At 37.6% G+C, this 20,956-nt stretch carries 22 protein-coding genes and 1 pseudogene; 19 read left to right on the top strand and 4 right to left on the bottom strand.

All coding sequences use genetic code 11. The features are described from left to right. Positions 1 to 47 precede the first annotated feature (47 nt). The 12 genes and pseudogenes from flgM to ACVIJU_RS18100 all read left to right on the top strand — a co-directional run. A complete protein-coding gene (gene flgM / locus ACVIJU_RS18155; RefSeq protein WP_063386297.1) occupies positions 48 to 317 on the top strand; it encodes a flagellar biosynthesis anti-sigma factor FlgM in 270 nt (89 codons plus the stop codon). A gap of 241 nt (positions 318 to 558) precedes the next feature. After that, positions 559 to 1,038, top strand: a complete 480-nt coding sequence (locus tag ACVIJU_RS18150; protein WP_066246862.1) for a flagellar protein FlgN — start codon at positions 559 to 561, stop codon at positions 1,036 to 1,038. 14 nt (positions 1,039 to 1,052) lie between these two features. Then, positions 1,053 to 2,558: a flagellar hook-associated protein FlgK gene (flgK, locus tag ACVIJU_RS18145; protein ID WP_456687855.1), complete on the top strand. Its 1,506-nt coding sequence runs from the start codon at positions 1,053 to 1,055 to the stop codon at positions 2,556 to 2,558. 170 nt (positions 2,559 to 2,728) lie between these two features. Next, on the top strand, positions 2,729 to 3,601 hold the full coding sequence (flgL, locus tag ACVIJU_RS18140; protein ID WP_063386294.1) for a flagellar hook-associated protein FlgL: 873 nt from the start codon (positions 2,729 to 2,731) through the stop codon (positions 3,599 to 3,601). Positions 3,602 to 3,789: 188 nt separating this feature from the next. Beyond that, on the top strand, positions 3,790 to 4,491 hold the full coding sequence (locus ACVIJU_RS18135; RefSeq protein ID WP_456687854.1) for a DUF6470 family protein: 702 nt from the start codon (positions 3,790 to 3,792) through the stop codon (positions 4,489 to 4,491). Between the two features lie 13 nt (positions 4,492 to 4,504). Continuing rightward, positions 4,505 to 4,939: a flagellar assembly protein FliW gene (fliW, locus tag ACVIJU_RS18130; RefSeq protein WP_339194229.1), complete on the top strand. Its 435-nt coding sequence runs from the start codon at positions 4,505 to 4,507 to the stop codon at positions 4,937 to 4,939. Positions 4,940 to 4,943: 4 nt separating this feature from the next. Next, positions 4,944 to 5,174, top strand: coding sequence for a carbon storage regulator CsrA (gene csrA, locus ACVIJU_RS18125; protein WP_063386291.1), 231 nt, complete (start codon positions 4,944 to 4,946; stop codon positions 5,172 to 5,174). Between the two features lie 209 nt (positions 5,175 to 5,383). After that, positions 5,384 to 6,211: a flagellin Hag gene (gene hag, locus ACVIJU_RS18120; RefSeq protein WP_456687853.1), complete on the top strand. Its 828-nt coding sequence runs from the start codon at positions 5,384 to 5,386 to the stop codon at positions 6,209 to 6,211. A gap of 504 nt (positions 6,212 to 6,715) precedes the next feature. Then, positions 6,716 to 8,452, top strand: coding sequence for a motility associated factor glycosyltransferase family protein (locus tag ACVIJU_RS18115; protein ID WP_063386289.1), 1,737 nt, complete (start codon positions 6,716 to 6,718; stop codon positions 8,450 to 8,452). Between the two features lie 2 nt (positions 8,453 to 8,454). Next, entirely contained in the window at positions 8,455 to 8,817 is a 363-nt protein-coding gene (locus tag ACVIJU_RS18110; RefSeq protein WP_063386288.1) for a hypothetical protein, read from the top strand. Beyond that, entirely contained in the window at positions 8,814 to 10,181 is a 1,368-nt protein-coding gene (locus ACVIJU_RS18105; protein ID WP_456687852.1) for a motility associated factor glycosyltransferase family protein, read from the top strand. The genes ACVIJU_RS18110 and ACVIJU_RS18105 overlap by 4 nt, the downstream gene beginning before the upstream one ends. A 14-nt stretch (positions 10,182 to 10,195) precedes the next feature. Then, positions 10,196 to 10,619: pseudogene (locus ACVIJU_RS18100) on the top strand (polysaccharide biosynthesis protein); the annotation flags it as partial. A gap of 243 nt (positions 10,620 to 10,862) precedes the next feature. Here the strand turns inward: ACVIJU_RS18100 and ACVIJU_RS18095 are convergent. Beyond that, positions 10,863 to 11,843, bottom strand: coding sequence for a catechol 2,3-dioxygenase (locus ACVIJU_RS18095; RefSeq protein ID WP_456687851.1), 981 nt, complete (start codon positions 11,841 to 11,843; stop codon positions 10,863 to 10,865). A gap of 302 nt (positions 11,844 to 12,145) precedes the next feature. Between ACVIJU_RS18095 and ACVIJU_RS18090 the strand changes: the two genes are divergently transcribed. Next, positions 12,146 to 12,787, top strand: a complete 642-nt coding sequence (locus ACVIJU_RS18090; protein WP_063386285.1) for a GntR family transcriptional regulator — start codon at positions 12,146 to 12,148, stop codon at positions 12,785 to 12,787. 75 nt (positions 12,788 to 12,862) lie between these two features. Here the strand turns inward: ACVIJU_RS18090 and ACVIJU_RS18085 are convergent, their stop codons facing one another. Next, positions 12,863 to 13,027: an IS3 family transposase gene (locus ACVIJU_RS18085; protein WP_327856593.1), complete on the bottom strand. Its 165-nt coding sequence runs from the start codon at positions 13,025 to 13,027 to the stop codon at positions 12,863 to 12,865. Further along, positions 13,011 to 13,445, bottom strand: coding sequence for a helix-turn-helix domain-containing protein (locus tag ACVIJU_RS18080; protein WP_456687850.1), 435 nt, complete (start codon positions 13,443 to 13,445; stop codon positions 13,011 to 13,013). Before ACVIJU_RS18080 ends, ACVIJU_RS18085 begins: the two co-directional genes overlap by 17 nt. Positions 13,446 to 13,726: 281 nt before the next feature. Between ACVIJU_RS18080 and ACVIJU_RS18075 the strand changes: the two genes are divergently transcribed. From ACVIJU_RS18075 to ACVIJU_RS18055, 5 genes are all read left to right on the top strand, one after another. Next, positions 13,727 to 14,629 (top strand): DUF6282 family protein, encoded by a 903-nt coding sequence (locus ACVIJU_RS18075; RefSeq protein WP_063389287.1) that lies wholly within the window; start codon positions 13,727 to 13,729, stop codon positions 14,627 to 14,629. Then, entirely contained in the window at positions 14,626 to 15,357 is a 732-nt protein-coding gene (locus ACVIJU_RS18070) for a PIG-L deacetylase family protein (protein ID WP_201108629.1), read from the top strand. Before ACVIJU_RS18075 ends, ACVIJU_RS18070 begins: the two co-directional genes overlap by 4 nt. Then, complete coding sequence (locus ACVIJU_RS18065; protein ID WP_456687849.1) at positions 15,357 to 16,067, top strand: 4-carboxy-4-hydroxy-2-oxoadipate aldolase/oxaloacetate decarboxylase; 711 nt, start codon at positions 15,357 to 15,359, stop codon at positions 16,065 to 16,067. Before ACVIJU_RS18070 ends, ACVIJU_RS18065 begins: the two co-directional genes overlap by 1 nt. Before the next feature lie 77 nt (positions 16,068 to 16,144). Next, positions 16,145 to 17,032 carry a DUF1932 domain-containing protein gene (locus ACVIJU_RS18060; RefSeq protein ID WP_456687954.1) on the top strand — a complete coding sequence of 296 codons (888 nt, stop codon included), beginning with the start codon at positions 16,145 to 16,147 and terminating at the stop codon, positions 17,030 to 17,032. A gap of 321 nt (positions 17,033 to 17,353) precedes the next feature. After that, positions 17,354 to 18,694 carry an MFS transporter gene (locus tag ACVIJU_RS18055; RefSeq protein WP_456687848.1) on the top strand — a complete coding sequence of 447 codons (1,341 nt, stop codon included), beginning with the start codon at positions 17,354 to 17,356 and terminating at the stop codon, positions 18,692 to 18,694. 440 nt (positions 18,695 to 19,134) lie between these two features. Here ACVIJU_RS18055 and ACVIJU_RS18050 read toward each other — a convergent pair whose 3' ends face one another. After that, complete coding sequence (locus ACVIJU_RS18050) at positions 19,135 to 20,127, bottom strand: NADPH:quinone oxidoreductase family protein (RefSeq protein ID WP_456687847.1); 993 nt, start codon at positions 20,125 to 20,127, stop codon at positions 19,135 to 19,137. Between the two features lie 131 nt (positions 20,128 to 20,258). Here ACVIJU_RS18050 and ACVIJU_RS18045 point away from each other — a divergent pair, with 131 nt between their 5' ends. Further along, entirely contained in the window at positions 20,259 to 20,846 is a 588-nt protein-coding gene (locus ACVIJU_RS18045) for a TetR/AcrR family transcriptional regulator (RefSeq protein WP_456687846.1), read from the top strand. Positions 20,847 to 20,956 lie beyond the last annotated feature (110 nt).

Raw genomic sequence — 20,956 nt, 5'->3', positions numbered from 1 at the left:
CCAGCTGAAACAATCGTTCCATTAGAGCAGGAAAGGAGGCGGTGTCCATGAAGATTCACAGCTATCGGTCATCAAACGTTAATCCTTATCAAAAGCAAATGGATGCCAGCAAGCAGATGAAAGTGGAAGTCCAAAAAGATAGAGTGGAAATATCCAAGCAGGCAAAACAGCTTCAGCAGACGAGCGGTTTTGATCTTCAGCGCCAAGAAAAAGTGCAGGCGATAAAAAAAGAAATTGAAAGTGGGACTTACAAAATCGCCCCAGACCTGATCGCGAAAAGCATGATCCAATTTTATAAGAAAAAAAATGAAGAATAAATTGCGCCAATCCGTTTCGGTTTTTGATTTGGTTGCGTACGAAGCAGCCTGTTTCGATTTTTGATTTGGAACAGAATGAAAATGTGCTGGGCAACTATATTGTACATTTCTGCATTTTTAGCATCTTCATCTTTACAACAAAAAATTATTTTTCATGTCCGGCTTTGGATCATCTTGTCAATGTTTTGAACGAAGTATCGGTAAATATGATTGTATTGAATTTTGCGGGGAGGACGTTTTCGTGTCTCTTGCCAATTTAATTAACGTTTTAGAAAAGCAGTTAATCATTCATGAACAATTGTATAACTTGGCAGTAAAAAAAACGGATTTGCTGAAAAAAGATGATGTTAATCAATTAATGCAGCTTTTAAAGGAAGAGCAGAAATATGTAATGCAGCTTGAAAATGCTGAAAAGGAACGGATCAAAGCAGCGGCTTGCTTTTTAGAAAGAGAAGACGATTTAACGATTTCCGCCTGTATTGAAAAAGCGGAAAATGAGGATAAAGAACGGTTGATAAATCTAAAAGAAAAATTGACAAACGTATTGGCTAATTTGAAAAACGCGAATTTTGTCAATCAACAACTGGCATTGCAAGCATTGCAGGTTGTGAATTTAACGCTTGATCTTTTCATGCCGGAGGAAGCATCGCCGAATTACACGAATCCGAATCAAGAATCGAAGCAATCGAAACGGCGTTCATGGTTTGATTCAAAAATTTAACGGGGGAATTCGCAATGGTATCAACATTTTTTGGACTGGAAGCGGCTAGAAGCGGATTGTATGCCGCACAAAGCGCTTTATATACAATTGGACATAATGTAGCAAATGCCGAGACACCTGGATATTCGCGGCAGAGAGTAAACCTTGTGCAAAAGCAAGCGTATCCGACACCAGGTCGTTTTCGAGCTGATATCCCTGGGCAGTTTGGAACAGGGGTGGATACACAAACAGTGCAGCGGATCCGCGACCGCTATCTTGATGTACAATATCGCGGCGAAAATTCTAAGCTTGGCTACTGGAGCTCTAGATTCAACGCATTATCAAGAATGGAAGATGTGATGAACGAGCTGAACGAGACAGGCTTGAACGAAACGATGGATATCTTTTGGCAATCGCTGCAAGATTTGGCGGCCAATCCTTCCAACTTGGGTGCCCGCTCTGTTGTCCTTGAGCGCGGAAGAGCTGTTACAGAAACGTTCAATTATTTGGCGGAATCATTAAAGCATAATCAGAAAGATTTACGCAACGAACTCGATGTCGCAACAACGAAGATCAACTCTTTGCTTGAGCAAATCAACCAAATTAACAAACAAATCGGCGAAGTAGAACCGAATGGTTATTTGCCAAACGATTTGTATGATGAGCGCGATCGATTATTGGATGAGCTTTCTTCTTATATTGATATTAAAGTGACGCCGGTTGAAAGCGGAGGCAACGCTTTGAAAGTAGCCGAAGGAAAAGTAACTGTCGAGCTTGCTGGCTTCGAACCGCCAATCACCCTTGTCGACGGAAATAGATACAAAGTAAGACAATTTAGCCTCAATGAATCCAAGACGAACGGTCTTATCGAATCTATTTCTGTTGGTGGAAGAATGATAGGGGCAGACGATTTTGTTGAAAATTTAAACATCAATGGAAGTTTAAAAGGCTTAATCGAGGCGCACGGCTATACGAACATAGGCAGCACGATTGAACGCGGCATCTATCCTAGCATGATGTCAGATTTAGATCAAATGGCATATGATTTTGCGAACGCATTTAACACTGTCCACAGAAACGGATGGAGCCTTGAGGACATAAACAACGGCGTTCAAACACAACGCGATTTCTTTGATCTCGGAGGTTTAAGCTCTCCTAAAGGCGCTGCGGCTGCCATTAAAGTATCGGATGATATGAATCGCGATCGAATTGCAGCTTCTGCTACAGGAGAAATCGGCAACGGCCAAAATGCGCTGAAGCTTGCAGAAGTAAAAAATACTTCGTTTCAAAGTTATTTTGAAGCTGTTATCGGCGAAATGGCTGTTATGACACAAGAAGCGGAGCGGATGAAGGAAAATTCAGAAACCTTAGTTTCATCTGTTGAACAACGCCGCAAATCCGTCAGCTCCGTTTCATTAGACGAAGAAATGACAAACATGATCCAATTTCAGCATATGTACAACGCCGCAGCAAGAATGATCACTTTGCAAGATGAAATTTTAGACCGAATTATAAACGGCATGGGACTGGTCGGGAGATAAAGTAAAATTGACTGTTGAATAACCATAGTGGAAAATGAAAGCAAAAATTGTCGGGTTCAGAATGTATGAAATGAAATAAGGCGATGAAGTGCAAATCATATAAGAAATGTACTATTTGCACGTTATGAATTCATACAAAAAATTTATTTAATGAAAGAGAGGTGCAGCATATGCGTGTCACTCAATCGATGCTTGCGCAAAACTCACTCCGCCATTTAAGTAAAAGCTATGAGCTGCTGGGAAAATATCAAGATCAGATGTTGACAGGAAAAAAAATCAACCGCCCGTCCCAAGATCCCGTTGTAGCAATGAAAGGATTGTACTATCGGACAAACTTAAAGGAAGTTGAACAATATAAACGAAATTTATCAGAGGCTTACCTTTGGATCGAAAATTCTGAAGCGGGATTAGAACAGGCCAACCAAGGGCTGCAACGAATACGCGAGCTTTTGATTCGGACAAAAAACGATACAAATTCAGAAGACGAACGTGATGCGGTTGCCCGCGAATTGAAACAAATTAAAGACGACCTTGTTGCTGTTGCCAACACACAAGTGGCCGGCCGCTATATTTTTAATGGAACGAAAACAGACTCAGCGCCTGTCAGCGGTGACCCGCCTGTCGTTAATAACAACAATGAACCGTTTAAAATCGAGCTTTCAAAAAACATTCAAATCCAAGTGAATATAACGCCTGACAATGTCTTTAACCAAGCATTGTTTGATACAATTCAAGACATTCAAAATGCTTTGGAAAACAACGACACAACGAACCTGGACAACCTGCTCGGCCAGCTTGATGACCATATTAATGCTCTCAGTGCAGAACGGGCTGAGCTTGGCGCCCGCTACAACCGGATCGAGCAGATGGAAAACCGAATCGGTCAACAGGAAGTAATCTCTACTAAAATTTTGTCGGACAATGAAGATGCCGACATTGAACGGGTCATCATCGACTTGAAAGAGCAAGAAAGCGCGCACAGAGCAGCGCTTGCTGTCAGCGCCCGCATCATTCAGCCAAACTTAGTTGATTTTTTGCGATAATGTGAGAGCGAAAGGACCTGCATAAAGGTCCTTTTTGTTCATCGTTATGCCTTGCTTTTGTTCCATGTTTTTTGACTGCTAAAAGAGGTACATAGTTTACTGAAGAAATTCCACTTTTCGTTGATTAGAACGGTATAGTCTTGTTAGTCATTCATATTTTTGACGAGAGCCCCTTGAAGGAACTTCCATTGCATAGGATAGTTGAAGCACTTGCTTATTATTGTCTGTTGAATTTTTGTTTCTTCGAAGAGAATTTCTTTTCTGCTTTAAAACTTTTGTTGTCAGTCGAGGTGAGAGAAATGCTCCTGCCGCAAATTAGAATGGAAAGCCAAATGGCGAAAATTGCGATTAGCACCACTCCTGGAAAGCAGTCAATCAAACAGCCGAAAGCGGATATCGATTTGCAGCCGGCGAAAGTAGCGATGGAAATCAACCGCACTCCTGGAAAATTGACAATCGATCAAACGAAAGCGTGGGAAGATCGAAATTTAGCTGACACGTTCCGTTTCATTGAAAAAATAGCTGAGGAAGGCTATCAAGCTTGGCTTGAAGGTATTGCCCGCCTCGCAGAGCAAGGAGATGAACTGATGAAAATTGAAAACGGCGGCAGCCCGCTGGCTGATCAAGCGAAAGAAAACAGCGAATCCCCGATGTATGAAGTGAATGTCGGCTGGATTCCATCATTGTTCAGTGTGAAATTTGATTACGAACCAAGCAAGCTTGATATTAATTGGCATCTGAAAAAAGCTGAATTTCGCGCCATTCCCAATAAGCCGATCATTCATTACGACCGTGGCAGAGTCGATATAAAAATCGCCCAATACCAAAAGTTAAAAATCGGCTTTGCCAATCTCACCTTTAAAGGACAAAACTTTGAAATGAACATATGAAGGTTGTGAGAACATGAGACTTAAGACAAAATATCATGGCGAAATAGAAGCCGCAAGCGACAGCATCATCCAATTTCCATCGGGAATTCCGGGGTTTTTAGATGAAAAGGAATTTGTGCTTTTGCCATTTGGCGCCGAATCGCCATTTTTTATTTTGCAATCGGTCAACACAAAGGAACTTGCTTTTGTCATGACAATTCCTTTTTTATTTTTCAAAGACTATGCTATCGACTTAGACGATGCCACGATTGAGCAGCTGGAAATCGAGTCGGAACAAGATGTCGCTGTCTATGTAATTTTAACGTTAGAAGACCCGTTCGAAAACACAACCGCCAATCTGCTTGCACCAATCATCATCAACCAGAAAAACAAACGGGCCAAGCAAGTGATTTTAACAGGCACTACTTATAAAACGAAGCATCCACTTATGGAACAGAAGGAGGTGTGAAGCCGTGCTCATTTTAACAAGAAAGCTGAACGAATCCATCATTATCGGCGACAACATCGAAATAACCATCACCGCCATCGAAGGCGATCAAGTCAAACTCGGCATTAAAGCTCCGAAACAAATCGATGTCCACCGAAAGGAAATATATGACGCCATTCAAACAGAAAACAGCGCGGCTTCCTGCACCGACCTTGACCTGTTAAAACATTTTCAAGAAAAGCTCAACAAAAAATAAACCTGAGGTTTGAAACTGTAAAAACCGTAATCAAACAAGGATGTTCAACCATTTTATTTTTCTATTAAAAAAGTCCCATTTTTTCTTTAAACCCTATTAAACATCAAAAAAACAATCCGATATAAAACATGTAAAGAGCAGCGGCGGCCGACGCTGCTCGCACAAAACCACATGGAAGTGGAAAACAACAATTCAAGGAGGAAAAAATCATGAGAATTAACCACAACATCTCGGCGTTAAACACTTACCGCCAACTTTCATTTAACAACACACAAACTGCGAAAAACCTTGAAAAACTTTCTTCCGGCTACCGCATCAACCGCGCTGGCGACGATGCAGCAGGTCTTGCGATCTCTGAAAAAATGCGCGGCCAAATCCGTGGTTTGGAAATGGCACAAAAAAATGCTCAAGACGGCATTTCTTTAATTCAAACTGCTGAAGGAGCTCTAACAGAAACTCATGCCATCCTTCAACGTATGCGTGAGCTTGCTGTACAAGCTGCGAATGATACGAATGTAACAGCTGACCGTACTGCCATTCAAGATGAAATTGATGCGCTTGTTTCTGAAATCAATCGTATAGCAGGTAATACAGAATTTAACACACAAAATCTATTAGACGGTACTTTTTCTGGTAAAAAATTCCATATTGGAGCCAATAGTGGGCAATCTATTACAGTAACAATCGGAACTATGAATGCAAATGCATTAGGAACAACATCTTTAAAAATTGCTAGTGTTAAAGTAGATACCGTTACAAATGCAAATAAAGCTATCACAGCTATTGATAAAGCAATTGAACAAGTATCAACAGAACGTTCTAAACTTGGTGCAATTCAAAACCGTTTAGAACATACTATTAACAACTTGGGAGCTACTTCAGAAAACTTGACAGCAGCGGAATCCCGAATCCGCGATGTAGATATGGCAAAAGAAATGATGGAATTTACGAAAAACAACATCCTTACACAAGCAGCACAAGCAATGCTTGCTCAGGCAAATCAAGTACCTCAAGGGGTTCTTCAATTGCTTCGATAATTTTAAATATTTTTATAACCAGACCCTTTTTCGGGTCTGGTTATTTTTTTGGAATGCTTACATGTGAATATTTTTAGACCTTTTATCGTTACTTTTAAAAATTTAATTATGAGAAACCAATCAAGGTATTGAATTGAAAAAACGATTTAAATGAATTTTAAAATAGTTTTAGAATTGTAATGGGATGAACATATCAGAAAATTCAAGCAACAAAACAAAGATCCTCTCAACATTGTCAGATCCAAAAATGTAGTTTGAGTAAGAAAAACTCAATATAGAGATGAAATGAACTATAAAAATAATAAAATTCATTTTGTCAATTCTTAACATATAATAAATCATAGAGAGATATATCTAATTTTGTCATTTTATAACTGGCTATGTATTTAGTTTTGAAGGTAATCCAAATTCATGTACCAAAAGGGTTTTAACTTACGAAATTCATCTCAACAAAAATATTAAAAAAAAAATGTGTACGCCGATATTATATTTGAGGTGTGATATATGTCAAAAAATTATAAAGTGGTTGAAGAAATTTCGAAAAGCGGCCATAAAATTGTAAAAATTAATGATTACTATTTACATAGTAAATATGATCCGATAAAGGAAGCAAAACGATTTGCAGAAAAGCATTTTAAAAAGAATTTTTTACATATATTGTTTGGAATAGGCGCAGGTTATTTTGCTAAAGAATTAAGCGAGAAATTAACTGAAGATGAATTTTTAATAATTGTCGACCCTTTTGAAAAAATAATTAACTTTCAATTTGAAAATATTGAAAACTACAATCGAACGATTTTGATTATTGGAGAGAAGAAAGAATTATTTTCTCAAATGTTGGAAAGATTTGTTGGTATTTTTGGAAAAAGAATATGCTTCATAACTTCCCCAAATTATGATCATATTGCAATAGATTATTACCATGATTTATTAAAAATAGTGAAAGACTGTATTTATATGGAAGTTGTAAATATAAATACTATAAACTATTTTTCTAGGGATTGGGAAAGGAATTTTACACTTAACTTATTTTATGCCTTCAATGATATACCTTTTAAAGAATTGAAAAATTTTTATGAGGAGCCTGTTGTTGTTGCTTCAGGCGGTCCGTCATTAACAAAACAAATTCCTTTATTAAAATCTATTAGGAATCATATAGTATTGATTTCATCTGGTTCTACAATAAATACTTTGCTAAGTCATCATATAGAACCAGATTTTGTTGTTACAATAGATGGGGGCATTAATAACTATAAACACTTTGAAGATCTAAATTTAAAAAATACTCAAATGATTTATTCCTTATCTAATCATCATAAGATACGAGAACATTTTAACAGTCGATCTGTTGTTTTTAATACAAATAAAGAAGTAGAAAAGTATGTCCAAAAATTAATTAATAAAGATGTTGATACGATTTTAGGTGGAGCTTCTGTAGCAACTTATGCGCTAAGCATTGCTGAAAAAATCACAACAGGTGCAATTGCTTTAATTGGCCAAGATTTAGCTTATACAGATAATAAATCTCATGCAGAAAACAATAAAAACTTTAAGGTAATAGATGACGAAGTTATAAAAAAAAGAGGAATGTTTTATACTAAAGGATATTTTGAAGACCAAGTTCTTACAGATTACCCCTTTCTGTTAATGAAAAATAATTTTGAACATCTACTTAAAACCTTTAAAAACCCAGAAAGGATTTATAATTGTACAGAAGGGGGAATAAAAATTGAAGGCTATCAACAAATATCTTTTCAACAATTTTGTGAAAAATTTGTTGATAGAAATAAAATACCTGTCTCTTTTAATAAAAAGTTTTGTTTAGAGAAAACGAGAGATGATTGGGAAAAATTTCTAAAACTTGTTCGGGAGGAAATTAATAAGCATGAAAACGTAGAACGACTTGTTAAAGATGCTATTTCATTGTTAAAAAGAAATAAATCGAAATCTAATTTTTCAACAAAAATTTTAAAAGAGTTAGATAAAGTTGATGAGAAATTAAAAAAGTATTTTAAAGACGGATTTATGTCAATAATAGCTCAACCAATTATAATCAAAATCTACCATAATAATTTACCGAAAGAAAATGAATCCGAGAAAGAAACTTATCAAAGAGTATATAAACGTTCTTTAAATTTATATTCTGAATTATTGCATGCAGCAGCGGAGTCTAAATCAAATTTTCAATTTTTAAAAGAAAAAATTGAAAAGAAAATTAAAGTATTTAATAACGAGGGATGAAAATGACAAATATTGTTTTAGAAACACAAGAAAGCTTTTATCACTATATCGAAAGAGTAGCAACAGGATCCCAAACGATTGCAGATTATTTACGTGAAGATAAGATTGGCGAAGCCATACAACTTATTGTACAATTCAGTGAAGGAGTAAGTTGGTTGACAAAAGTAGTGGAGTTAATGGAGAATCACAAATACACAATTGATATTAATTTTAGTAATATTAATCCATTTTTGGATGAAATTAATAATGGGATCGAACGCCAGGACTACGTCATAGTGGCGGATATGTTTGAATATGAAATACAGCCCTTCTTTGAGGAAGCAAAGAAAAAAAGATTTCGCATGATAGAGGAAGATCCCCATTGAATCTATTAAAAAAAAATGTGAATTCAATTAAAAATGGTCAATTGAAAAAACAATTATTAAAATCCGCAAATGATAAAATTGAAATTAGTATTCAAGAATCCAAAATTAATGGTCTCCCAACTTTAATATTAAATGGTCAATATTTATATAGCCAATACAATCCAATGAGAGATGCCGAAACATTTATAAAATCGCAATTAGATCCAAATGTAAATGTTTATTGTTTGTTTGGATTTGGACTAGGATATCATGTGAAAGTTTTGTTGGAAAATGAGCCAAATAAACGTGTGTTTGTAATAGAGCCTTATTTAACGTGTTTTAAAGCAGCACTAGAGACATTAGATTTAACTGATATTCTTTCTCATCCTAATGTAAATATTTATTTTTTGGAGAATATAACAAAATTAAATAATCTTTTAAATGAATTGTTAGAATATAAAGTTAAATGGTTAATTCCTAATCCATTTGTCAAAGCATTGCCCAATAACAATCCAATAAAACATATATTAGAAGAAATCAAAATAAAAGAGATGTCTTTTCATCGATTTTCTTCTTTAATGGAAAAAAACTTCCGGAACAATTTGAACTATATGGATATAACTGTTGATAAACTATTTGACTTGTTCAAGGGAAAAAAGGCAGTGTTAGTATCTTCTGGGCCCTCTTTGGATAAGACTGTTGATGCATTGAAAGAGTTAAGAAAGAAATATTTTATTTTAGCTGTAGGTTCAGCATACAAAGTGCTTAAAACGAAAGGAATTGAACCTCATGCTGTTGTGATCTCAGACCCTCAAAATGAGGTTTATCGACAATTGGCAGGATTGAATTTGTCAAAACCGCTGATATATTTGTCAACTGCTTGCTACCGAGCAGTGAGATATCATAAAGGTTTAAAGATTGCTGCGTTTCAAAAGGGATATCCAAAAGCAGAAATGTATGCCAAGCAAAATGGCTGTCAATTGGTTGATACCGGTGGCTCAGTTGCCACAACAGCTTTTGATATTTTAATAAAAATGGGATTTTCTGAAATTGTTTTGTTAGGGCAGGATTTGGCTTATGCAAAAGATCGCAGCCATGCTGCACACTCAACATCAGGAGTGCGTGTTGCCACAGATAAAAGACTTTTTTCCATCCCTTCGAATAACGGTTCAGTTGTCAAAACCACTAGAAATTTATTCGTTTACCTTAAATGGTTTGAACGAAAAATTGCTGAAACGAAGCATATTATTGTAAAAAATACAGCTGAACAAGGTGCTGTAATTAAAGGGGCACATTTTGTTCCGATTTCAGACATTGTTTCAAATGCAAAAAAACTAACAGAATTCCCATTTGATGAAACAATAAAAAGCTTAGGCAATCAGTAGTTTTGCAATTTATGATGGAATGGTTAACAAATCAAACGATTTTAATAACGGGGGGAACCGGCCTTTTGGGAAAAAATTTGTTCGAAGGATTTTGGATATGATGTAAAAAAGGTTATCGTATTAGCCGTGAGAAATTAAAACAGTATGAAATGGTACAAGAATATATATAGACCGAAGAATCCAATTTTTCATTGGTGATGTACGAGACAAAGATATCGTTTATATCGTGCGTTTGATGGTGTGATGTAGTTGTGTATGCAGCAAGCAGCTTTGAAGCAAGTGCAAGCATGTGAATCCAACCCATTTGAAGCAGTAAAAATAAATATTTAAGGACCTCAAAACATTATTGAGGCTGCTTTTGCCCGCTGTGTAAAACGGGCGACTGCATTAAGCACAGATAAAGAAGCAACTTTGATTAATTTATATGGTGCTACAAAATAAGCTTTTAGATGCACTTTAGAGTTTAAAACATATTGTTTGATTCTTGATTTTTAGAAGAAGTTTTAAAACATGAAAAACCTTTTACCAGATGGATTCAAATGTACAAGTGATACAAATTCTGAATAGTTAACTGTGGAAGAATTGCGTAGAGAAATGTGAAGCATTTCTTCTATATTTTGAAAATAATCGCTCCTCCTTGAAAAAGATCAATACTTCAAAGAGGAGCAGAGGGCTTTCATTTTATTTTTTCCCCGCTTTATCCAGTTCGGCAATAATTGGAGTTCCGTAAGTATGGAAGGTTTCAACCGTTTTATTTCCCCAGGCTTGGCCGCGTTTGCGTTCTTCTTCAGTCCAAGTAATTGGCTTCCAATCTGGTGCAAGAATCAGATATCCGCCGGAACAGACTTCAATACGGTTTCCGCCTGGTTCATAAACGTAAACAAAGTATGTTTGGTTGATGGCGTGCTTGCTTGGTGCAAATTCAATATAAACATTATGGTCAATAAAAAAGTTTGCTGCTCTCACAATGTCCGACATGCTCTCGACGGCAAAAGCGATATGGTGCAGGCGTCCTTTTGATCCAGTTGAATCTTCGGTATATACAAGATCGTACGATTTATTAGTTGCTCGATACCAGACAGCTGCTTTATGGCCGTCATTCATGACGATTTGCTCGGTTAAACGGAGACCTAAGACATTTTCTGCAAATTCTCCATCTGCTTCCGGATTTGAGGATAAATAGTTGATGTGATCTAATGTTTTTACCGCAGCTCCATGTCCAGTGAACTTTTGTGGTTGATTTTTCAGTGTAGGCCGTAAATGATCAGGAGCTTGATAAAAGCTGGATTCATAATACAGTTCCATGATATGCCCATCCGGGCCGTAAAAGCGGTAAGCTCTCCCGTGGCCTTTATCTCCATCAATCCAGCCAATTCCTCGTCCTGCGGCTTCAATCGCCTTCGCTTTTCGTTCCAATGCTTCCGGACTTATTGTCCGCAGCGCTGTATGGCCGACTCCAGCCTGATCAGATTTCGTCAATTTGATCGAATACTCTTCATAATCCCCCCAACAGCGCAAATAAACCGATTCATTATTACTATATACTTCCTGTAAACCGAGTATGTTCTTAAAAAAAAGGGCGCTTTCCTCGAATTTTGGAGTTAACAGTTCCACATGGCCGAGGTGGGCAATGTCAAAATCCAGTTCCTTTGGTCGATTCATTTGTTCCCCTCTCCTTATTTTTAAACATAATTGTTGAACAATTTTATTCTACAAATTTAAGAATTGTTTGTCAATAAGCGCTTTCATAAATTATTTTGCAGACGGTAAAATGAAGGAAGAAATATAGATCATGTGGAAGGAGAATCAAGTAAGCTTGTTGAACCATTTTCTTTAAACAACTTGCAATGGATCACAACTCAAAAAGTTTCTGTAAAGTATTGACTAATTTATCAAATTTAATGTGTAATAATATTGTTAAACAATATATTTGCGATTGATTATAATTTACGAGGCGATTGAATATGAAAAGACCAATGGATATTGCATACGAATACATTAAAGAACGAATAATGAACGGCGCGTTTTTGCCTTCACAAAAATTGAATGAAAGTGAACTCTCTAATCAAATCGGTGTAAGCAGAAATACGGTAAAGAAAGCTTTATTTAAGCTGGAGCAGGAATGCTTAGTTGATATGGAAGAAAATAAAGGAGCAACGGTAAAATCCTTTACTGTGAAAGAAGTCGTGAACTATTTTGAAATCCGGGAATTACTAGAAAGTTTGATTATACGCAGTGCTGTTAAACAAATAACAGATGACAGACTGAATGAGCTGGAAGACATTTTAAATAAAATGGAGTCATATTTAAACTCTGGAAATTTTGAAGATTATTCGAAAATGAATAAAAGATTTCACGAAATCATTTATGAAGCTAGCGACAACCAACAGGCAGTGGATATGGTAAACATGATCAAAGTACAATTGTTAAGATACCATCTCCGGACAATTCTAATACCAGGGAGGAAGGAAAATTCTTTAAAAGAACACAAAAGTATTTATCTCGCATTAAAAAACCGTAATGCGGATGAAGCGGAGAAGGCGATCCGCACACATATTTCTAATATTCGTAAAACGATTGAGGAAAATTTCTCATTTCTTATATAAAAAATATAGTTTTGATGGGCTGGCTTTTTTGAACTGCCCCCTGTCAAGTAGACAGTAGAAATAATAAAAATATACCTAAGCGGCTTTAGCTCTATATTCCATGGGGCTAAGGCCGTTTAATCTTTTTTGATACCTTTCATAATTATAAAAGCGGATGTACTCATCCATCGCAAGAGCTAATTCTTCAAATGTCTGATACTTATGTAAATAATACTTCTCGCATTTAAAGCGTTCCCCAATCTTTTCCGTTCCCTAAACAATAAAGCACAATTTGTATCCGTTCATTGCAAGTCGTTTTTCTTCCTTTAGTCATAGAGCTTGTCTTTCCTTTCGACGTATCCTTTAAATCTCTATGGCTATTATACTTCTTCATCCATCGTTGAAGTACCGATCTACTTGAAATACCATATGTCCTGACAATCTCGTACTGTGAGAACTCACCAGATAAATAATCTTTTACAGCTGCTTCCTTAAAACCTTTCCAAGAATTTGAACGTTCTAAACCCTCTATTCCAAATTCCTCAAATTCATTTATCCATTGCCTTAAAGAATATTTAGTAATTTGATACCTTTTACAAAGCTTTTGAATAGTACATTCTCGGTTTTCATATGCAAGTAAAACTTCAAGTTTGAACTCTGTAGTATATTGCTTATACATAGAAAACTCCCCCTAAGGTAAAACAGATTTTTTATATTTTAATCTGTCTACCTTAAGGGGAGCATATCAGCAAAAGTCAGCCCATTTTTTATATTCAATAATGCACATGCGAGTAGCTGTGAGTAGGAAGCTGCTTCATTAACCGAGCGCCTGTTTTATAGAAATTTTAAATTTTTAAACAATTTGAGTTGACAGAAAGAAAAAAGATACTATATACTTTAACCATCAACAATATTGTTAAACAATTTTGTTAAAAATATTTCTGAAAGAGAGGCTGTTCTATGTACGAAGAGCTATTGAAAGATGCCTATGACCTACATGTCCATACCGGACCGGATGTTTTGCCTCGTAAATTGGATGATTTTGAAATGGCAGAACGTCTCCAACGGATCGGCATGAAAGGCTATGGCATCAAGTCCCATTATTTTTGCACAGCTGAAAGAGCATCTTTAGTCAATAAAAACTTCCCGGGTTTTCATGCTATCGGGGCCATTTGTTTGAATAATACTGTCGGTGGATTAAACCCGATTGCGGTTGAAATGGCTGCAAGGGATGGGGCAAAAATTGTTTGGATGCCTACGTTCGATTCTGCGAACGAACAGGAACATTTTGCTAAGAGCAGCCCTGCAAAACTGCCGCACTGGGCTAAACTGCGACAAAAGCTGGAGGAACAAGGGAAGCATTTGCCTACAATAAGCATTCTTGACGGAAATCAATTGAAAAAGGAAATGTATGATTGTCTGGAAGTAATCAAGGAACACGATTTAATTTTGGCTACCGGACATTTAGGAAAAAAAGAAATTTATGAATTAGTAAAAGAAGCAGGAAAATTGGGTGTAAAAAAAATTGTCATTACACATCCTAACTTTCCATCTATCAATCTATCAAAAGAAGAGCAAAAAGAATTAGCAGATATGGGAGCGGTTATGGAACATTGTTTTACGACCCCATATTCAAATAAAGCGACTTGGGAATCTGTTTTTGAAGAAATCCGTTATGTTGGACCTGAACATTGCATTTTATCAACAGACTTAGGCCAACAAAAAAATGTTTATCCCGATGAAGGGATATTGGAATTCGTTCGTCAACTAATTGATAACGGCAGTTTTACGAAAGAAGAAGTGAAGCGTATGACAACCATTAATACCTCATTATTGGTAGAAGAACAGGGGGTAAAAATATGATTGATCAAAATACGAATCTATTAGTTGTAAGTGCTCATGCAGGGGACTTTGTTTGGAGAGGCGGCGGCACCATTGCAAAATATGTAAAAGCTGGAGCAAAAGTTTCTCTCGTTATTTTAAGCTACGGGGCAAGAGGAGAGTCCAATGACTTATGGAAAATCGAAGGGCAAACATTGGATAACGTAAAATCTGTCCGCAGAAGCGAAATCGAGGCAGCCATCAAATGCTTAGGTGTTAAAGATTATGAAATCTGGGACTATCAAGATTATCATATGACTATCACACCGGAACGCACCCTGCAATTGCTTAAGAAAATCAGGAAAGTACAGCCGCAGGTGATTTTGACTCATGGGCCGAGGGATGCGTTTAATCCTGACCATGAAACCGTTTCTCGGTTTGTATTTGAAGCTTCAGTATTAGCAACTTCGGCTGGTGTACGCGACGTTGAACTTCCAAAAATTAAACAGCCGAAAATCTTCGGCTTTGAACCGCATCAGTCGGAAATCAGCGATTTTAAACCGGAAGTGATTGTTGATATTACTGATACGTACGAACAAAAATATGAAGCTATGAACTGCTTTAAAGCTCAAAAGCACTTGATTGAATATTATGCCGCTAAAGCAGCTCTGCGTGGAAATCATGCAAGAAGATGCTCTGGCAACCAACAATACAAATATGCGGAAGCTTTCAGCAGATTCTTCCCGCTCGTTGGCGGTGAATTGATATAATGGAAAAATATGTGGTTCAAAATATTCAACGGCCTGATCCGAAATTAATTGAGGAATTTAAAAACTATGACGTGTCGACGGTTTATGAGGCTCAAGGTAAACAAGGACTCTTGGGACATCAACTGAAGCCTGTTCAAGAAGGAAAACTAATTTGCGGACCTGCCGTGACAGCTATTTGCTATGCCGGTGATAATTTGATGATTCATGCGGCCATCGAAGTTTGCAAGCCGGGTGATATATTAGTGATTACGACAATCGGTGAAGGTGTTCATGGAATGATTGGCGAGCTGATCGTCCGAGCTCTTATGAAACGCGGTGTACAAGGTGTCGTCATTGATGCCGGCATCCGAGATGTGAAACAAATTCGTGAACTTGGTTTTCCAGTATGGTCGAAAGCAGTTTATTCAGAAGGCACAACCAAAACAAGAGGAGGCTGGGTGAACGCTCCGGCAGTATGCGCCGGCACGCAAGTAAATCCTGGTGACTTAATTATGGCAGATGACGACGGTATTGTTGTCATCCGGAAAGAAGATGTTAAATCGTCGTTAGAAGCAGCCAAAAATAGAGTGGAAAAAGAAAAAGGGACAAAAGAAAAAATCGAAAACGGCGAATTGAGCGTTGATTTTTACAATCTGAGAGAAACGTTACAAAAGGAAAATGTTATTTATTATGAGGATGAAGAGACATTTAAAAAATCTTTGCTGTCGTAGGCGAAGCTATATCAGGATTCCGTTATGGGACATTTTTAATTGTTTATTAGACTAAGAGATGGGGAGATTGTACATGGCTGCACCAATTAGTAGGTTTTATAGGGTTTGGCGAAGCAGCTAATTTAATTTCAGAAGGGCTGCTTCAAGAAGGAATAAAAATCATTTATGCGTATGATGTTAACGCTAACCATCCGACATTTGGACCGGCTATCCGGGAGCGAATGGAAAAGCTGCATATTCCACTTGCTTCGTCGTTGGAAGAGCTTTGTGAAAAAACGGAGTACATTTTTTGCGCTACGAGTGCAAAAGCGGCCGAACCTATCGCAAAAGATATCAAATCGTACTTAACACCGGACCATTACTATATTGATATAAATGCCGCTTCGCCAATGGTAATGGAAAAGGTTGCAGATTATGTTGCTGAAACAAGAGCAAAATTTGTGGATGCGGCAGTCATGGATTCCGTACCATTAAAAAAACATAAAGTGCCAATGTATATAAGCGGTTCAGGTGCACTAGATTTCCAAAAAATCGGTACACAGTTTGGAATGAATCTTACATTTATTAGCGAAAAAGCCGGCAGTTCTTCTGCCATCAAAATGTTCCGCAGCATTTTTATGAAAGGGTTTTCTGCACTTCTGTTGGAAACCATTCAATCCAGCAGAAAATACGGGGTGGAAGAAATCGTTATGGAATCATTGAATCAATCCGTTACAGGAAAACCATTAGGTGAAACTGCTAATATGTTGTTGACCAGAACGGCCATCCATGCAGAACGGCGGGTGGCCGAGATGAATGAAGTAATCGACACACTCGGTATGTTAAATGTGGATGCTACGATGTCTGAAGCTGTGAAAAGGAAGTTGCAATTACTTGTTGACAGCGGAGTTCGGGAAAAGTTGAACAACAAAGCTCCTAGTCATTATAGCCAATTAATTGATTTATTGGATTCTAGCGAACATTAACGAGATATAGTGCCATTACTTTCCGCTCCACACAGCATTTTGATTGAAGCTTTTCGTAGGTTTCAGGAAGGAATTTGGCAAAAGAGTGGAAGAAGGATGCCCTCGATGATTTTAAGATCATGAACGAGAGCATCACAAAAAGTCCACCCGCATGATTTGATTTTTGCAATCCATGGTGGCGGAGCGCTCTCCTCCGCCATGACCAAATCATTCAGCGATATTTCATTGAAAAGAACAAGTAATCAAAACTATGAAATTCATTTAAGAAGTTTTTCCTTTCTAAATTATTATATCTTACCGAAAAAAGGAGGAAGTGAGAACATGACAAGCCTTTCCGTAAAAAATTTTTTAGACGCAAGTAAATTTAACCGCTTTCACACTGTTTTATTGCTTTGGGGGCTTTTCACGATTAGCTTTGAGGGGTATGATTTGGTTGTTTATGGTACTGTAGTTCTGGTATTATCGAAAGAATGGGAGCTGTCGCCGATCCAGGCGGGCATTATTGGCAGCTATGGATTGTTTGGCATGATGTTCGGTTCGATCATTCTCAGCCTTTTGGCAGATAAATTCGGGCGCAAGCCGCTTATCATCATCTCTATTATCATTTTTAGTCTTGCGACAACAATATCGGGATTTGTTGATAATGCAACATTGTTTTCATGGTGCAGATTTTTAGCAGGAATTGGCTTTGGCGGCGCCTTGCCTTCAGTGATCTCACTTCTTACAGAATATATTCCTAAATCCAGTAAAAATAAAGCGATTACATTGGCATTGTGCGGAAACCAAGTCGGCGGTATACTTGCACCGCTTGTCGGAGTTTTATTTATTACGTCATTCGGCTGGAGACCTGTTCTATGGTTTTCTGTTATTCCTTTGTTCATCATCCCTTTTATGCTTAAGTCTTTGCCTGAGTCTCCACAATTTTTAATTCGCAAAGGCAAACTGGATGATTTAGAGCGCACTTTAAGAAAAATTGACCCCGACTATAAAAAGCAGTTGATTGAAACCGAACAGGAACCTGAGATGAAAACAGAGAAAATTCCATTTATTGGGCTTTTCCAAAACAAACTGGCATTGCCTACGATTCTTTTCTGTATTGTTTACTTTATGGGGTTGTTAATGATCTATGGCCTAAATACTTGGCTTCCTAAATTAATGGAGACAGCAGGCTATCCGCTTATCTCCAGTCTCGGATTTGCGATCTTCTTAAACGGCGGTGCATTGCTTGGAACTATTATCATTGGTATTTTGGCGGATCGCAGAGGTTCGAAAGCATTAATTACCGGTTTGTATATTCTCGGCGCAGTGTGTCTTGCTCTTCTTGGGATCAAAAGCAATATTTTCTTCCTTTATTTGCTCATCGCCATTGCTGGTGTTTGTACGATGGGGAACCAAAGCTTATTAAACGCATTTGTTTCCCAGTATTATCCCGCACATGTGCGTTCAACAGGGGTTGGATTGGCGAATGGTGTAGGACGTCTCGGCGGCATGGTTGGCCCTACATTGGGCGGGATGCTTTTATCTCTGAAAGCACCGATTGGCATATGCTTTATTGCCTTTGCAGCTCCGGGCATTTGCGCAGCCTTGGCACTGCTTCTCGTTCGAAAAAAGCATGATGATCCAACAGTTATTCAATCAGAAGCAGAATTGACATTGCAATAATCATTCATACAAAATTTGCACAATTAGCTGGACTTAACTAAGGTAAAAAAATGGTTCCTATTTTTCACACAAGAGACTGAATATTCAGTCTCTTGTGCAATCTCTAGTTAAGGATAAAAACAGCAAATGATTAAACCTATTCCGCTGTTTTAAACAAGTTGACTTTGTAAACAAAGGTGTAAAGCTAGGGTCGAATCTTCTGTTGCATACCATGTACGAAAAAGACTGAGACCGAACTAAAAGAAATAATTTATCTAAAAAAAGCTGCGGATTAGTTGCTAGTAATGAGCTGCAAACTTTTTTAAGAACTGTTGACAGACAAAAAGCTCGGCATATGCTGAGCTTTTTGTCATCAATTCACTAAAAAATTTTTTAAATACCGATTTCCCGTTTCAAAAAGGGAACTATTTTCAATCAAAACCCAGAAAAAGCTGCGAGTATTATGAGAGCTTTACAACCGTTCTGCCGCGCAGCTTGCCTTTTAGAATGTTCGATAATGCGTCAGGAAGCTGATCGAGTGTGATTTCTTGTGCAATAGATTCTAGTAATTTATCAGGTTTTAAATCAGCGGCCATTCGCTCCCAAATTTGTTTTCGCAATTCCATTTGGCAATAGACCGAATCGATGCCAAGCAGGTTGACTCCGCGTAGAATAAATGGGAAGACAGTCGTTGGAACGTCGCTGCCTCCAGTTAGCCCACTGACTGCTACAGAGCCGTTGTATTGAATTCTGCTAAGGATTGCGGCAAGGGTTTCCCCGCCTACAGGGTCAACGGCTGCTGCCCAATATTGTTTATCTAACGGACGGATCTGTTCTGGACAAACTTCTTCGCGAGAAAGGATTTCTTTTGCGCCAAGCTCGTGTAAATATTCATGTTCAGTTTCTTTGCCTGTACTTGCGACAACATGATAATTTCGTTTTGCCAACATGGAAACTGCGATGCTTCCGACTCCGCCGGTTGCTCCTGTAACGAGTACTTTTCCTTTTTCAGGAGTTAATCCATTTTCTTCTAAACGATGGACAGACAATGCCGCCGTAAAACCAGCTGTTCCTAAAGCCATAGCTTCTTTTAGCGTCAATCCTTTTGGAAGAGGGACAATCCAATCTGCAGGAATGCGGGCGTATTCGCTGTAGCCTCCGTAATGCGACACGCCGATTTCATAGCTTGTTGCAATAACTTCGTCTCCCTCTTTAAAGCGCGGATCTTTAGAAGAAACAACAGTGCCGGCTAGATCGATACCTGGTACGAACGGATACGATTTTACAATTTTCCCATTGGGAATGGAAGCTAATCCATCTTTATAATTGACACTGGAATAAGCAACTTTTATGACGACATCTCCTTCTGGAAGGTCATTCATGGAAATGGTTTGTACTTTCACTGAAAAATCTGTCTCTGTTTTGTTCACTACTAACGCTTTGAAGTGTTCCACTCGACATCCCCCTTATTGTTTTTCATATTCTTGCTTTTACGATAACAAAATTATTCTGACCGGTCAAAATATTTTTATCGTCAAAAATTCATGTATAATATCGTTATGACCGAAGTTCGAGGGGTGTTTTTATGAAGAAAAAAGCAGAAGAAAGGCGAGAACAAATTTTAAGGGCTGCTTTTCAAGCTGTTTCAGATAAAGGGTACGAAACGGTAACATTGCAGGATATTGCTGATTATGCAGGTGTAAGCAAAGGGGTTACGAATTATTACTTTGAAAATAAAGAGGACGTTTTTTTAAGCTTGCTGGAATGGGTGACGGATCGCATTTATCAACATGAGTATAAAGCGGTTAGTAAGCAGACAGCAGCGATAAATAAATTAGAGGCTTATATCCATTCTGTTTTTATCGATCCAAAAAAGAATAAAAAATTTTACAAAGTGTACCTTGATTTTATGGCACAAGCGAGCCGAAATCCACAATATAGGCTAATAAATCTCAAGTTTTACGAAAACTGCTGGAAAATCGGCCGCAACATTGTTGCTCTTGGTCAAAAGGAAGGAACGTTTTCAGCTGACATTGATGTCGATACAGCTTCCAAGATGATTCGCTCGATCATCGATGGATGTCTCATTCAGTGGTTAATGCGTGATGAAGATCACCTTCATGAGTTTTATAAGAAAACTTGCTATGAGCTAATTTTAAAATATTTAAAATAAGGAAAGTCTTTTGGGTATGATCTCCTGAAACTAGACATATTCCAGCGCTCAGCACCTGAATGTACTTGAGACAGACTGGGACTGTAACGAATGTTAAAATTATCGAATCA

Source organism: Aeribacillus sp. SP014, assembly GCF_054055575.1.
Note: the sequence above shows the minus strand (reverse complement) of the source record. Positions and strands in the feature narration are given on the sequence as shown.